The organism is Pseudomonas sp. 50_B (genome assembly GCF_017491625.1).
In the GTDB taxonomy this organism is placed as follows: Bacteria; Pseudomonadota; Gammaproteobacteria; order Pseudomonadales; family Pseudomonadaceae; genus Aquipseudomonas; species Aquipseudomonas danubii.
Window position 1 is genome coordinate 120,078 of sequence record NZ_JAFGYX010000018.1, and the last position, 13,702, is coordinate 133,779.

Consider the following 13,702-nt stretch of genomic DNA (forward strand, 5'->3'; position numbering starts at 1 on the left):
GCCATGGGCCTGCAACTGAGCCATGCCGAGGCCAGCGCCACCGGACCGCGGGCGGAAAATCAGGACGCCTTGCGCCGGGTCACCCCGGCGCCGGATCTGGCGGCGAGCAAGGGCCTGCTGTTCGCCATCGCCGATGGCGTCAGTCAGTGTGCCGACGGCGGCCTGGCAGCGCGTTCGAGCCTGCAGGCCCTGGCCCTGGATTACTACGCCACCCCGGAAACCTGGGCCGTGGCCCAGGCCCTGGAACGCCTGCTGAGCGCCCAGAACCGCTGGCTCCAGGCCAACGGCGGCGGCCAGCCCCTGCTCACCACCCTCAGCGCCCTGGTACTGCGGGGCCGGCGCTTTACCCTGGCCCATGTCGGCGACTGCCGGGTCTACCGTTGGCACCAACAGCAGTTGCAACGCATCAGCGAGGACCATGTCTGGGACCAGCCGGGCATGCAGCATGTGCTCAAGCGCGCCCTGGGCCTGGACCAGCATCTGGTACTGGACTTCCTCGATGGCGAACTGCGCCAGGGCGAAAGCTTCCTGATGCTCAGCGACGGGGTCTGGGCCACCCTGGGCGACAGCGCCATCGCCGCCATTCTGCGGGACCAGCCCGACCTGGACAGCGCGACACAGACCCTGGTCAACGCAGCGCACCTGGCCGGTAGTCAGGACAATGCCAGCGCGCTGCTGGTGCGGGTCGACGCGCTTGGCGAAGGCAGCCTCGGCGATGCCCTGCTGCACTTGCAACAATGGCCCCTGCCGCCGTTGCTGAAACCCGGGCAACGCTTCGAAGGCTGGCAGGTGGAGAGCCTGGTCAGCCAGAGCCAGCAATCGCTGCTATACCGCGTGCGTGATGAACAGCACCAGGCCTGGCTGCTGAAAACCCTGCCGGCAGCCCTGCACAACGACCTGGCGGCCTGCCAGGGGCTGCTGTCCGAGGAATGGCTGCTGCGCCGCGTTGCCGGGCGGTATTTCCCCCAGGTGCACGGTGGCACTGCGCGCCAGCACCTGTATTACCTGATGCGCGAATACCCCGGTCGCACCCTGCAACAGCTGTTTCGCTACAACGGCCCCCTGCCCCTGGACCAGTGGCAGTCCCTGGCCGAGCGCCTGCTGCGGGCCATTGGCCTGCTGCACCGCCGGCAGATCCTGCACCGCGACATCAAGCCGGACAACCTGCTGCTGGGAGACGATGGCGAACTGCGGATTCTGGATTTCGGCCTGGCCTACTGCCCCGGCTTGTCGGCGGACCTGGCGCACCTGCTGCCCGGCACCCCGAGCTATATCGCCCCGGAAGCCTTCGCCGGCGAACCTCCCAGCCCGCAACAGGATCTCTATGCGGTGGGTGTCAGCCTGTATTACCTGCTGACCGGGCACTACCCCCATGGCGAGATCGAAGCCTTCCAGCGCCCGCGCTTCACCGCTGCTGTTCCCCCCAGCCGCTACCGCCCGGATCTGCCGCAATGGCTGGAGCAAAGCCTGGAACGCGGGGTCTGTGCCGACCCGGCCCAGCGCTATGAAACCGCCGAAGAATGGCTGTTGGTGCTGGAACAGGGTGAACGCCGCAGCCTGAGCCTGCGGCCGCGCCCCTTGCTGGAACGAGAGCCGCTGAAGGTCTGGCGCGGCCTGGCCCTGCTCGCCCTGCTAGTCAACCTGATATTGCTGCTGGCACTGCTGCATCGCTGAAGCCAACAGGTGGCGGGCACAGCCGTTCAATCTCCCGATAACCTCCAGCCACTTCAGCGCCACCTACGCCTCCTGCGGAGCCGTTCGCAGCCTGCGGCAGCGGCTACAACCCCCTTCGGCATTGGCAACAGGTGTAGCCGCTGTCGAGCCATAGCGAGGCTGCGAAACGCTCCGCAGGACCTTGCTTGGCGATCCCCCAGGCCATTCATCGCCCCCAGCCGCCGCCGCAAAGAGCCGAAAGAGGGCGTGACGCCTCGATTCGGTGCAACAGCCGAACTCGGCCAGGGCAGAATCTTCACCGGAGCCCCATAAAACCGCGCCCTCGGCAACTTGGCACAAGCACTGCATGAGAGCGGACAACAGACATAAAGCCCGGCCTTCAAAGACGAAGGCAGGCTTCCCGAGAGAACGGGATCGGACAAAGGCGTCCTCGTCAGGCCACTGACGGGACGCCTTTTTTGTTTGCGCGCAGTTTTTCGAGCCAGGCCGCACTGAACCTGCCTGAGCTCCGGAGAAGCCCATGAAAAGACTCAAACTGGTAATGATCGGCAACGGCATGGCCGGGGTCCGCACCCTGGAAGAGTTGCTCAAACTGAGCGACGAGCTGTACGACATCACCGTGTTCGGTGCCGAACCCCACACCAACTACAACCGCATCCTGCTCTCGCCGGTGCTGGCCGGTGAACAGACGTTCGAGGACATCGTCCTCAACGACCTGGACTGGTACCTGAACCACAACATCAAGCTGCTGCTCAATCGCAAAGTGGTGGAAATCGACCGGATCAAGCGCCGGGTGATCGCCGAGGACGGCAGCGAAGCCGAGTACGACCGCCTGCTGATCGCCACCGGCTCCACACCCTTTATCCTGCCGATTCCCGGCAAGGACCTGCAGGGGGTGATCGGCTATCGCGACATTGCCGACACCCAGGCGATGATCGACACGGCCAAGACTCACACGCATGCGGTGGTGATCGGCGGCGGCCTGCTGGGCCTGGAAGCCGCCAACGGCCTCAAGCTGCGGGGCATGGACGTGACCGTGGTGCATATCGGCGAATGGCTGCTGGAACGGCAACTGGACCAGACCAGCGGCCAGTTGCTGCAAGGCGCCCTGGAAAGCCGTGGCCTGAAGTTTCGCCTGTGCGAACAGACCCAGGCCCTGATCGATGCCGGCAATGGCCGGGTCGGCTCGGTGCAGTTCAAGAATGGCGAGATCATCCCCGCTGACCTGGTGGTGATGGCCGCCGGCATCCGCCCCAACACCGAGCTGGCGGAACGGGCCGGCCTGCACTGCAACCGTGGGATTCTGGTCAACGACACCCTGCAAACCTTCGACCCGCGTATCTACGCCATCGGTGAGTGCGCCAGTCACCGCGGTATCGCCTACGGCCTGGTGGCGCCGCTGTTCGAACAGGCCAAGGTCTGCGCCAACCACTTGGCCCAACTGGGCTTTGCCCGCTACCAAGGCTCAGTGACCTCGACCAAGTTGAAGGTCACGGGCATCGATCTGTTTTCCGCCGGGGATTTCATGGGCGGCGACGGCACCGAGACCATCACCCTCTCCGACCCCATTGGAGGGGTGTACAAGAAGCTGGTGATCAAGGACGACATACTGGTGGGCGCCTGCCTGTACGGCGATACGGCGGACGGCGGCTGGTACTTCCGGCAGATCCGCGAACAGCACGGCATTGGCGAAATCCGCGATCACTTGATGTTCGGCGAGCAGGCCCTCGGGGATGTCGGCCACCAGGGCCAGGACAAGGCCATGAGCATGGCCGACAGCGCCGAAGTCTGCGGCTGCAACGGCGTGTGCAAGGGCACCATCGTCAAGGCCATCCAGGAACAGGGGCTGTTCAGCGTCGACGAGGTCAAGAAGCACACCAAGGCCGCCAGTTCCTGCGGCTCCTGTGCCGGACTGGTGGAGCAGATCCTGATCAACACCGTGGGCGGCGCGGCGGACGTCAAACCAAAAAGCGAAAAAGCCATCTGCGCCTGCAGCGACCTGAACCACGGGCAGATCCGCCAGGCCATTCGCGACCAGCATCTGCTGACCGTCGCCGGCACCATGAGCTACCTCAACTGGCGTACCCCCAACGGTTGCGCCACTTGCCGCCCGGCGCTGAACTACTACCTGATCTCCACCTGGCCGGGAGAAGCCAAGGACGATCCGCAATCGCGGCTGATCAACGAGCGGGCCCACGCCAATATCCAGAAGGATGGGACCTACTCGGTGGTGCCGCGGATGTGGGGGGGCGTGACCAATCCGTCCGAGCTGCGACGCATCGCCGATGTCGCCGACAAGTACCAGGTGCCCATGGTCAAGGTCACCGGCGGCCAGCGCATCGACCTGCTGGGCATCCGCAAGGAAGACTTGCCCGGAGTCTGGAAAGACCTGGACATGCCGTCCGGCCACGCCTATGGCAAATCCATCCGCACCGTGAAGACCTGTGTCGGCAGCGAGTTCTGCCGCTTCGGCACGCAGAACTCCACCCAGCTGGGAATCGAGCTGGAACACGACCTGTTCAACATGTGGTCGCCGCACAAGGTCAAGCTGGCGGTCTCCGGTTGCCCGCGCAACTGCTCGGAAGCGGGGATCAAGGACGTAGGCATCATCGGCGTCGATTCGGGCTGGGAGATGTACATCGGCGGCAACGGCGGGATCAAGACCGAGGTGGCAGAGTTTTTCGTCAAGCTCAAGACCGCCGAAGAAGTCCGCGAATACAACGGCGCCTTCCTCCAGCTTTACCGCGAAGAGGCCTTCTACCTCGAACGCACGGTGCACTACCTGCAACGGGTCGGCCTGGAGCACGTGAAAAAGGCCGTGCTGGAAGACCCGCAACGGCGCAAGGCGCTGAACGAGCGCCTGCAGTTCTCCCTGTCCTTCGAGCAAGACCCGTGGCAGCAGCGCCTGGCCGAGCCGCAGCTGAAAAAAGAGTACGAGTCGATCCCCGTGAAACAACTGGAGGTGCCGGCATGAACTGGCTGGATATCTGCGCCCTGGAAGAGATCAATGCCCTGGGCTCGCGCATCATCAAGGGCCCCAAGGGCGATATCGCGATTTTTCGTACCAGCGACGATCAGGTCTTTGCCCTCGACGATCGTTGTCCGCACAAGGGCGGCCCCCTGTCCCAGGGATTGATCTACGGCAAGCGCGTGGCCTGCCCGCTGCACAACTGGCAGATCGACCTGGAATCCGGCGAAGCCCAGGCCCCGGACACCGGCTGCGCCCATCACCATCCGGCGCGGGTGGCAAGTGGCCGGGTGCAGTTGGCCCTGCGGGATGCCGGCTGATGAAGCCGCAGAGCACGGCCTCGACCTGTTGCTACTGCGGGGTCGGCTGCGGTGTGCTGATCGAGCATGACGGCCGGCAGATCCTCGGGGTCAGCGGCGATCCGGCGCACCCGGCCAACTTCGGCAAGCTGTGCAGCAAGGGCGCCAGCCTGCATTTGACCGGCGACCGCAACGCCCGCGCCCTGTACCCGGAACTGCGCCTGGGCAAGGACCTGGCTCGCAGCCGCTGCGACTGGGACAGCGCCCTGGAGCATGCCGCCGGGGTGTTCGCCCAGACCATCGCCGAGCATGGCCCGGACAGCGTGGCGTTCTATGTCTCCGGGCAACTGCTGACCGAGGACTACTACGCCTTCAACAAGCTGGCCCGGGCCCTGGTGGGCACCAACAATATCGACAGCAATTCCCGGCTGTGCATGTCCTCGGCGGTGGTGGGCTACAAGCGCAGCCTGGGGGCCGATGCGCCGCCTTGCAGTTATGAGGACCTGGAGCACAGCGATTGCGTGGTGATCGTCGGCAGTAACATGGCCTACGCCCATCCCGTGCTGTTTCGGCGCCTGGAACACGCGAAAAGCCAGCGTCCGGACATGAAAGTCATCGTCATCGACCCGCGTCGTACTGACACCTGCGATCTGGCCGACCTGCATCTGGCGATCCTCCCCGGCACCGATGTCGCACTGTTCCACGGGATTCTCCACCTGTTGCTGTGGGAGGACTGGGTCAATCGTGACTTCATCCGCGAACACACCGAGGGCCTGGCCGAGCTGAAGGTGCTGGTCCGCGACTACCCCCCGGCGATGGTGGCGCAACTCTGTGGTATCAGCCTTGAGCAACTGCAGCTGTGCGCCCAATGGATAGGGACGGCGCCCAGTTTCCTGTCGTTGTGGTGCATGGGCTTGAATCAGTCCAGCGCCGGCAGCGCAAAAAACAGTGCGCTGATCAATCTGCACCTGGCCACCGGGCAAATCGGCCGAAAGGGTGCGGGGCCCTTCTCCCTCACCGGTCAGCCCAATGCCATGGGCGGGCGCGAAACCGGCAGTCTGAGCAACCTGCTCCCCGGGCACCGGGAAGCTGCCGATCCCCAACATCGCGCTGAGGTCGCCGCTTATTGGGGGGTGGAACAGGTGCCAGCCAGCCCCGGACTGACCGCTATCGAGTTGTTTGAACAGCTGCAAAGCGGTCGCATCAAGGCCTTGTGGATCGCCTGTACCAACCCGGCGCAGTCGCTGCCGGACCAGAACGCGGTGCGTGCGGCCCTGCAGCACTGCCCGTTCGTGGTCCTGCAAGAAGCCTTCGCCACCACGGAAACCGCGGCCTTTGCCGACCTGCTGCTACCTGCCGCCAGTTGGGGCGAGAAGGAAGGCACGGTGACCAACTCGGAACGGCGGGTTTCTCATGTGCGTCAGGCGGTAATCGCACCCGGTGAGGCACGGCCTGATTGGGCCATTACCGTGGATTTCGCCCAACGTCTGGAGCGACGCCTGCGGCCCGGGCTGCCGAGCCTGTTCGACTTCGACTCCCCAGCCCAGCTGTTCGATGAGTACAAAGGCCTGACCCAGGACCGCGATCTGGACCTGTCCGGCCTCAGTCACCAGTTGATCGACCGTCTCGGCCCACAGCAGTGGCCCTTCCCCAGCGGCGCGACACAGGGCACGCCGCGCTTGTATGGGGATGGGCGTTTTCCCACCGCCACTGGCCGTGCGCACTTTGTCTGCGACCCTTACCTGCCCGCCAAGGAACAGCGCGATGCCCGCTTTCCCCTGACCCTGATCACCGGTCGGCTGCGGGACCAATGGCACGGCATGAGCCGCACCGGCACCGCGGCGCAGCTGTTCGGCCATGTCAGCGAAGCACTGCTGAGCCTGCATCCGGATGAACTGCGGCGCCAGCGGCTACGGGAGGGAGATCTGGTCAACCTGAAAAGCCGCCGTGGCAGTGTGATCGTCGCCGTCAGCAGCGATGACAGCGTGCGTCCCGGCCAGGCCTTTGTGCCGATGCACTGGGGGGATCGCTTCCTCAAGGGCGGGATCAACGTCGTCACTCAGCCGGCCTTTGACCCTCTGTCCAAACAGCCGGAACTCAAACACAGCGGCGTGCGCCTGGAGCCGGTGCAACTGCCATGGCAATTGTTTGCCCTGATCGAAGGCGACGTGCAGGCGCACTTCAGGGCTCTGCGCCCCCTGTGCGAAGCCTTTGCCTATGTCAGCCTGAGCCTGACCGGTCGCGAACGTCCGGCCCTGGTGATTCGGGCCGCTCACCAGGAAGCACCGCCGCCGGCATTGCTCAAGCTCATCGATCAGCACTTGGGGCTCGAAACTGGGCCGGTGCTGGCCTATGACGATCCGCGTCGGGCCATCGGCAAGCGGGTGCGCATCGAACAAGGGCGGATCACCGCGATTCGCCTGGCCGGCGAAACCCTGGCCCAGCACTGGCTGCAGGAACTGTGGCTCGAGGGGCGCGCCGATGAGCAACTACGACGCTGGTTGCTGGCACCGATGAGCAGTCCGCCGGGGGCCAGCGGCCTGGGCGGGGAACGGGAGCGGACCCTGTGTAACTGCAAGAACGTCAGCTACCGGGCGGTCTGTGCCGGTATCGCTGAAGGCCTGAATCTCGACCAACTGAAACAACAACTGGGTTGCGGTAGCCAATGTGGCTCCTGCGTGCCGGAGATCAAGCGCCTGCTGGCGGCTCCGGTGCAACCTGTCGCCGCCATCCCTGTGTGAGGAAAACGTATGAGCGCAAAAGTCTGGCTGGTAGGTGCAGGGCCTGGAGACCCCGAGCTGTTGACCCTCAGGGCCGTACGCGCCCTTGGCGAAGCCGATGTGGTGTTGATCGATGATCTGGTGAACAGCGCGGTGCTGGACCATTGCCCCACAGCGCGGGTCATCCCGGTGGGCAAGCGCGGTGGCTGTCGCTCCACGCCCCAGGCCTTCATTCATCGCCTGATGCTGCGCTATGCCCGGCAAGGGCGCTGCGTGGTGCGCCTCAAGGGTGGCGATCCATGCATTTTCGGGCGAGGTGGCGAGGAAGCTCAGTGGCTGAAGGAACGTGGGATCGAGGTGGAGTTGGTCAATGGCATCACCGCGGGGCTGGCGGGTGCAACCCGTTGTGATATTCCCCTGACCCTGCGAGGCGTGGCTCGGGGCGTGACCCTGGTGACCGCCCACACTCAAGATGACAGCAGCCTGAACTGGCAGGCTCTGGCTCAAAGCGGTACGACCCTGGTGATCTACATGGGGGTGGCGAAGCTGGCGGAGATTGCCGGGCACTTGCGTGACGGCGGTCTGGCAGCCGATACGCCGGTGGCGATGATTGAAAATGCCTCGCTGCCTGAACAGCGGGAATACCGCAGCGATCTGGCGGGGATGGAGCGCGATGCCCTGCGCTTCGAGCTGAAGAGCCCGGCGATCCTGGTGATCGGTGCAGTAGCGGCCACTGAGTCCGCTGTCCAAGCCTTTGCGTGCCAAGCCTGAGCGCGCCTCTGGGCCAGGTAAATCGCAGACAAAGAAAAACCCGGCCTAGGCCGGGTTTTTCCAAGCTACAAGGCTAATTACTTAGCTTGAGCTTCAACCGATGCTTCTACGCGACGGTTAACTGCGCGACCAGCTTCAGTTGCGTTGTCGGCAACTGGGCGGGACTCACCGTAACCAACGGATTGAACGCGGTTAGCGCCAACGCCGTACTGGTTGACCAGAACTTGTTTAACGGCGTTTGCACGACGCTCAGACAGCTTCTGGTTGTAAGCGTCAGGACCGACGGAGTCAGTGTGACCTTCAACAACGGTGGTGGTCTGTGGGTACTGATTCATGAAATCAGCCAGGTTCTTGATGTCAGCGTAGCTGTTAGGCTTAACGACCGACTTGTCGAAGTCGAACTTAACGTCCAGCTCAACACGAACAACTTCAGCAACTGGAGCTTCTGGAGCTGGCTCAGGAGCTGGAGCTGGAGCAACTGGAGCTGGAGCGACTTTGCCGCCGCTGCCACCGAAGTTCACACCCAGGCCGATAGTAGGAGCGTAGTCCCACTTGCCGTTGTCCAGCTTGTAGTCAGCTTCAACGCCGGCACGGGCGAACAGGTTGTCGGTGAAGTAGTACTTAACACCAGCGCCTGCAGTCAGGAAAGTCGACTGGTCGCGGCCGCTGTGACCGTCAGCGATCACGTTGGTCATGCTCTTGTGAGCAACACCGCCGGAAACGTATGGACGCAGAGCGTCACCCACGGTACCAAAGTGGTACTGAGCGTTCAGGCCGAAGTTGTCGCCTTTGATTTTCTGGTTACCAGTACCGTCGTTAGAACGGGTGTGGTTGGTCTTGTCGTAGGTGGCGTTCAACGACAGATCGTCGGTCAGGAAGTAACCGATCGATGCGCCTGGGTTGAAGCCGTCTTCAACGTGATTAACGCTGTCGTTGTACTGTTTTTTGTAAAACAGTTCACCCTCGACCGCGCCTTGGCCTTGCGCCAGAACGCCGAACGAAGTCACGGCAACAATAGAACCAATGGCAATGCCCAAGGTGTTTTTCAGTTTCATCCGTTAAATCCCCATCTGGTGATTGTAAAGCAGTCCCACATACCGGGGGACAACTCGGCGGTAAGTCTATCAGAACTCACCTAGACGTAAGAGATATTTGCGCCGAACTAAGTTTCAGCAATGCCTGCAAATTTCTCACGCAATTTATCAAGAGCACGTTTGTAACGCATTTTTGTAGCACTCAAACCCATGTGCATGATGTCCGCGATCTCCTGAAACTCCAGTTCTGCGACAAATCGTAGCACCAGAATCTCTCGATCAATCGGGTTCACATGCACTAGCCATCGGTCAAGTCCGCCCTTCTCCTCAGGTTTCGGCGCCTTCTCTTCAGAGGCCTCCTCGAGGGGGTCAAGACTTAAAGCGTCCATCAACCGACGCTTGCGCCGCTCCTTGCGATACTGCGTGATGCATTCGTTGTACGTGATGCTATATAGCCATGTCTTGAACTTCGATTTGCCCTCAAAGTTCTTAAGGCCATACAGCACCTTCAACATCACCTCCTGACAGACATCATCCGCATCACGATCGTTCCCTAGATAACGCGCACAAACATTAAATAGGGTCCGCTGATAGCGTCGCATCAACTCTTCATAGGCGCGTGTTACGTGAAACAGCTCCGTATGTGAGCGCGCAACCAACTCCTCATCAGAGAGCTCACGGGGATCATAGCGCGTGGATAGCGATTGGGTTTTATTCAAAACGAGTCGTGCCGACAGTCAGGTCAATGTCCGCCGCAGCCCGATGAGGGCATTTTGCGGCGGCATACATTAGCAGGGTTTGCCGGGTTAGCGGCTACTTACATGCTGCTCCAGCAAGATCCGATTGGACAGAGAGACTAGCTCACCCTCCTCGGTCAGCAATGTAGTTTTAACCGTGCCGATCTCTTCGATCTGGCCTTCGACCTCACCAACACGTACTTGTTGCCCAACCTGGTACAACTCACGCACATAGATTCCCGCAAGAATCTGTCCGGCAATTTCCCGGCTTCCCAAACCCATCGCCAGCGCAACGGCCAGACCAACGGTAATCAATACGATCACGATCACATGGTTGAGCAGGTCGGTTTTGACCTCCAACTGACTGATCGCAACGGAAATACTGATGATGATCACCAGCCCCTGGGCAATCCGTCCCAGGCCACTGGCGTAATCGAGGCCTACACCTTCCGCCGCTCCGCGCACCAGACCGTTGGCCAATTGCGCCAGCAGAACCCCCACCAACAGCACCAGCGCAGCACCGAAAACCTTCGGCAAATACAGCGCAAGCATGTCGAGCGTAGCCGAAACTCGCTCAAGGCCAAGGGATTCAGCAGCAGAAACCAGAAAAATAAGCAGAACGAACCAATAGACGATCTTGCCGATCAAGGTCGAGATCGGTACTTGCAAGCCCGCGCGGGACAGCAATTTGGTCAAGCCGGTACCGCCCATCAGGCGATCCAGGCCCAGCTTGGCCAGCAATTTCGACAACAGGGTATCCAGCAGCTTGGCCACCACGAAGCCCAGCAACAGCACCACCAGCGCGCCGAACAGGTTCGGAATGAAGTTCGCTACCTTGGTCCACAAGGCAGTCATCGCCGTGACGAGGCTCTGCGTCCAGAGATCAAGTTCCATATTCAATCAGCCTTATCAGCAGTGCGAGCAGAAGATTTACGACGGGAAACCGGCGCGATATGGGCCGATCCGTTATTCAAGGCGATCATCAGCGCCGGCAGCCAGCGGCCCAGCAGGCTGAACAGATCCCCCGCCCCAACCTGGCGGTTGGCGGTTTTCAGTACGCGGCCCAGGCAGGCATCGTCATCGCGGCTCGATGGCGAAGCTTTGAGCATGTCACGCAAAGACTGTTCAAACGGATCGTGCATACGCACCTCGGGTGATGTCTGGAAAAGACGCGATCAGATTTATTCGGGTCACATGACGCATCATCACACCCAGCGCAAACGGCGAAACAACCACCATTGTCCCAGGGCCACCGACACCAGCAGCAGGCAGGCAATGATGAATCCGTAAGGGCTGGCGGAGAACGGAATGCCGCCGACGTTGATCCCCAGAAGACCGGTGAGAAAACTCATGGGCAGGAAGATCCCGGTGATGATCCCGAAGCGATACATGGTTCGATTCATGCGTACGCTCAAGCGCCGGTCTTCGGCCTCCAGCACAAGCCCCACGCGCTCTCGAGTCAACTCCAGCTCTTCCAGGTAACGGGTAAGGCTGTTGTGCAGTTCATTCCAATAATCACCATCATCGACGGCGAACCAGGGCAGTTTTATCCGACTCAGTTGGGAGAAAATATCCCGCTGCGGCGCCAGGAAACGCTTCAGTCCGGCAGCCCGGCGACGGATCTGCAAAATACTCCCATGCTCCGGGGTATACCGTTCGTCGGCATCTAGCTTTTCTTCCTCAGCATCGACCACTTCAGAGAGATCGCTGACCAGATCCTGCACTTTATGGGTCAGGTATTCGGCCATATAGAGGAGGAGCTCGGCGGCGGTTTTCGGCCCCTTGCCCTCGGCCAGTTGCACCAACAGCTCATCGGTGGCCCGCAAAGGCCGCAAGCGCAGAGAAATCACCCGCTGCGCGGACGCAAAGATGCGCACCGAGACCATGTCTTCAGGCTCGGCTCCCGGATTGAGATTGATGCCCCGCAGAAACAGCAGCAGTTCCGACTCCGGCAAGGCCAGCAAGCGCGGCCGGGTATTTTCCTCCAGCAGCAGATCACAGCTGAATTCGCTCAAGCCGCTGGAGCGGCGCAACCAGGTCTGGGTTTGTGGATGACTGCGATCCCAATGCAGCCACAGGCTTTCATGGGCCTGTAGCTGCAGATCGTCAAGCTCAGTCCGGGCTATCGAACGCGCACCACCTTCACCATCCAGCACCAGGGCATGCACCAGCCCCCATTGCGCGTTTTCTTCCTCGAACATCCTCATCCCTTGTCAGGCCAACTACTTATTCAGGCATTTTCAGCGGGCTCGGCGACACGATCACGCCGTTGTTATCGGCGTAGACATACTGGCCCGGACGGAAAGTCACACCGGCAAAGGTCACTGCCACATTGAGATCACCAATGCCACGCTTGTCGGTCTTCATCGGGTGGCTGGCCAGGGCCTGGACACCGAGGTCAGTCTGCGCGATGACATCCACATCGCGGATGCAACCGTAGATCACCAGACCTTCCCAGCCATTTTTCGCCGCCTTCTCGGCCAGCAGGTCGCCCAGCAGCGCGCGACGCAGGGAACCACCGCCATCAACCACCAGTACCTTGCCGTGCCCCTTGAGTTCGACTTGCTCCTTGACCAGCGAATTGTCTTCGAAGCACTTGATGGTGACGATTTCCCCACCAAAGGAATCGCGACCACCAAAGTTGCTGAACATGGGCTCAACCACCTGTACCAGGTCCGGGTAGGCGTCGCACAGGTCGGGAGTGAGGTAATGGTTCATCGAGAAACTCCTGTAGCAGAAAGAACACGATCGAAGGTATCGGCAAATTCCAGGGCTGCCTTGGAAATACGAGCTCAAGCGGCAGATGTTTAACCCACAGTGCCTGAGAAGCTGATCGGCCTGTCGCGTATTTTGCAGCCGTCTCACTGGAACGGAAAGTCGACTCAAAAACTGAATGTGACCAAAACAGCACAATGCGTCATATCTTAGCCGCAAGCGTTATCAAGCGAAATGCCCTTCTCAGAGCCTTCGCATCAGACCGCAGCCACCTGCTCGGGCGCTGAAACCAGCAACGGCGTGTGCTGATCCTTGAGCCAGCGCTCCACTAACGGCCAGACCTCAGTCTGCGCCGGCTTGCTCACCAACATCTCGACATGACCGAAATTGCTACTGAACCCTAGCTCACGCCCCAGGCAGACAAATTGTTTCTGCTCGCTGGCCAACTGCTCGAACAACTTGCGACAGGCCCAGGTCGGGTCCTGGTGATCCCCAGTTGCGCTGACCGCCAGCACCGGCACTGAAACCTCCGCTAGCCCTGCCCACCAATCCTTATCAGCATCGCCAAAACGACCGAACAGGCCATGCCAGCGCATGCTTTCCAAGGCCAGGCCAATGGGCTCGTCTTCCGGACCGCGCTTGAGCCGGGAACCGGAGAGTTGGGCAAAACGCTTGATGACCAGGCGCCCGCCCCACTCCACCATAGGAATTTTCAGCGGCCAGTAGGTGCGACTGACCTGGGTGCCGAAAAACGCCGCCGAAGCCACCCCCGCATCCCCCAGAT

The 13,702-nt window shown here is 61.5% G+C and carries 11 protein-coding genes and 1 pseudogene; 5 read left to right on the forward strand and 7 right to left on the reverse strand.

The annotated features are described in order from the left end of the window. Nucleotides 1-3: 3 nt before the first annotated feature. From J5M73_RS23130 to cobA, 5 genes are all read left to right on the forward strand, one after another. The gene (locus J5M73_RS23130) at nt 4-1,674 is read left to right on the forward strand and encodes a bifunctional protein-serine/threonine kinase/phosphatase (protein WP_102863842.1); all 1,671 of its coding nucleotides are present in this window, start codon (nt 4-6) and stop codon (nt 1,672-1,674) included. 520 nt (nt 1,675-2,194) lie between these two features. Beyond that, the gene (gene nirB, locus J5M73_RS23135) at nt 2,195-4,648 is read left to right on the forward strand and encodes a nitrite reductase large subunit NirB (RefSeq protein ID WP_102863843.1); all 2,454 of its coding nucleotides are present in this window, start codon (nt 2,195-2,197) and stop codon (nt 4,646-4,648) included. Further along, entirely contained in the window at nt 4,645-4,962 is a 318-nt protein-coding gene (gene nirD, locus J5M73_RS23140) for a nitrite reductase small subunit NirD (RefSeq protein ID WP_102863844.1), read from the forward strand. The genes nirB and nirD overlap by 4 nt, the downstream gene beginning before the upstream one ends. Continuing rightward, nucleotides 4,962-7,682 carry a nitrate reductase gene (locus tag J5M73_RS23145; protein WP_207816229.1) on the forward strand — a complete coding sequence of 907 codons (2,721 nt, stop codon included), beginning with the start codon at nt 4,962-4,964 and terminating at the stop codon, nt 7,680-7,682. The genes nirD and J5M73_RS23145 overlap by 1 nt, the downstream gene beginning before the upstream one ends. Nucleotides 7,683-7,691: 9 nt before the next feature. Next, on the forward strand, nt 7,692-8,432 hold the full coding sequence (cobA, locus tag J5M73_RS23150; protein WP_102863846.1) for a uroporphyrinogen-III C-methyltransferase: 741 nt from the start codon (nt 7,692-7,694) through the stop codon (nt 8,430-8,432). Between the two features lie 77 nt (nt 8,433-8,509). Here the strand turns inward: cobA and J5M73_RS23155 are convergent, their stop codons facing one another. The 7 genes and pseudogenes from J5M73_RS23155 to J5M73_RS23185 form a co-directional block, all read right to left on the reverse strand. Further along, a complete protein-coding gene (locus tag J5M73_RS23155) occupies nt 8,510-9,487 on the reverse strand; it encodes an OmpA family protein (protein ID WP_025128772.1) in 978 nt (325 codons plus the stop codon). A 107-nt stretch (nt 9,488-9,594) separates the two neighbouring features. After that, nucleotides 9,595-10,185 carry an RNA polymerase sigma factor SigX gene (gene sigX, locus J5M73_RS23160; protein ID WP_011060195.1) on the reverse strand — a complete coding sequence of 197 codons (591 nt, stop codon included), beginning with the start codon at nt 10,183-10,185 and terminating at the stop codon, nt 9,595-9,597. Between the two features lie 87 nt (nt 10,186-10,272). Further along, complete coding sequence (locus J5M73_RS23165) at nt 10,273-11,097, reverse strand: mechanosensitive ion channel domain-containing protein (protein ID WP_016964357.1); 825 nt, start codon at nt 11,095-11,097, stop codon at nt 10,273-10,275. A 2-nt stretch (nt 11,098-11,099) separates the two neighbouring features. Further along, nucleotides 11,100-11,345 carry a hypothetical protein gene (locus tag J5M73_RS23170; protein WP_011060193.1) on the reverse strand — a complete coding sequence of 82 codons (246 nt, stop codon included), beginning with the start codon at nt 11,343-11,345 and terminating at the stop codon, nt 11,100-11,102. Nucleotides 11,346-11,408: 63 nt separating this feature from the next. Next, nucleotides 11,409-12,404: a zinc transporter ZntB gene (locus J5M73_RS23175; RefSeq protein ID WP_102863847.1), complete on the reverse strand. Its 996-nt coding sequence runs from the start codon at nt 12,402-12,404 to the stop codon at nt 11,409-11,411. Nucleotides 12,405-12,429: 25 nt separating this feature from the next. Further along, nucleotides 12,430-12,921 carry a ribonuclease E activity regulator RraA gene (rraA, locus tag J5M73_RS23180; protein WP_102863848.1) on the reverse strand — a complete coding sequence of 164 codons (492 nt, stop codon included), beginning with the start codon at nt 12,919-12,921 and terminating at the stop codon, nt 12,430-12,432. A 254-nt stretch (nt 12,922-13,175) separates the two neighbouring features. Beyond that, nucleotides 13,176-13,702 (reverse strand): annotated as a pseudogene (locus J5M73_RS23185) (alpha/beta hydrolase); the annotation flags it as partial.

Bases quoted from the DNA above. Each gene is read 5' to 3' on its own strand.
- J5M73_RS23165 (WP_016964357.1), bottom strand. From the start codon at position 11,097: ATGGAACTTGATCTCTGGACGCAGAGCCTCGTCACGGCGATGACTGCC.
- J5M73_RS23155 (WP_025128772.1), bottom strand. From the start codon at position 9,487: ATGAAACTGAAAAACACCTTGGGCATTGCCATTGGTTCTATTGTTGCC.
- J5M73_RS23130 (WP_102863842.1), top strand. From the start codon at position 4: ATGGGCCTGCAACTGAGCCATGCCGAGGCCAGCGCCACCGGACCGCGG.
- J5M73_RS23175 (WP_102863847.1), bottom strand. From the start codon at position 12,404: ATGTTCGAGGAAGAAAACGCGCAATGGGGGCTGGTGCATGCCCTGGTG.
- J5M73_RS23170 (WP_011060193.1), bottom strand. From the start codon at position 11,345: ATGCACGATCCGTTTGAACAGTCTTTGCGTGACATGCTCAAAGCTTCG.
- nirB (WP_102863843.1), top strand. From the start codon at position 2,195: ATGAAAAGACTCAAACTGGTAATGATCGGCAACGGCATGGCCGGGGTC.
- nirD (WP_102863844.1), top strand. From the start codon at position 4,645: ATGAACTGGCTGGATATCTGCGCCCTGGAAGAGATCAATGCCCTGGGC.
- rraA (WP_102863848.1), bottom strand. From the start codon at position 12,921: ATGAACCATTACCTCACTCCCGACCTGTGCGACGCCTACCCGGACCTG.
- J5M73_RS23145 (WP_207816229.1), top strand. From the start codon at position 4,962: ATGAAGCCGCAGAGCACGGCCTCGACCTGTTGCTACTGCGGGGTCGGC.
- cobA (WP_102863846.1), top strand. From the start codon at position 7,692: ATGAGCGCAAAAGTCTGGCTGGTAGGTGCAGGGCCTGGAGACCCCGAG.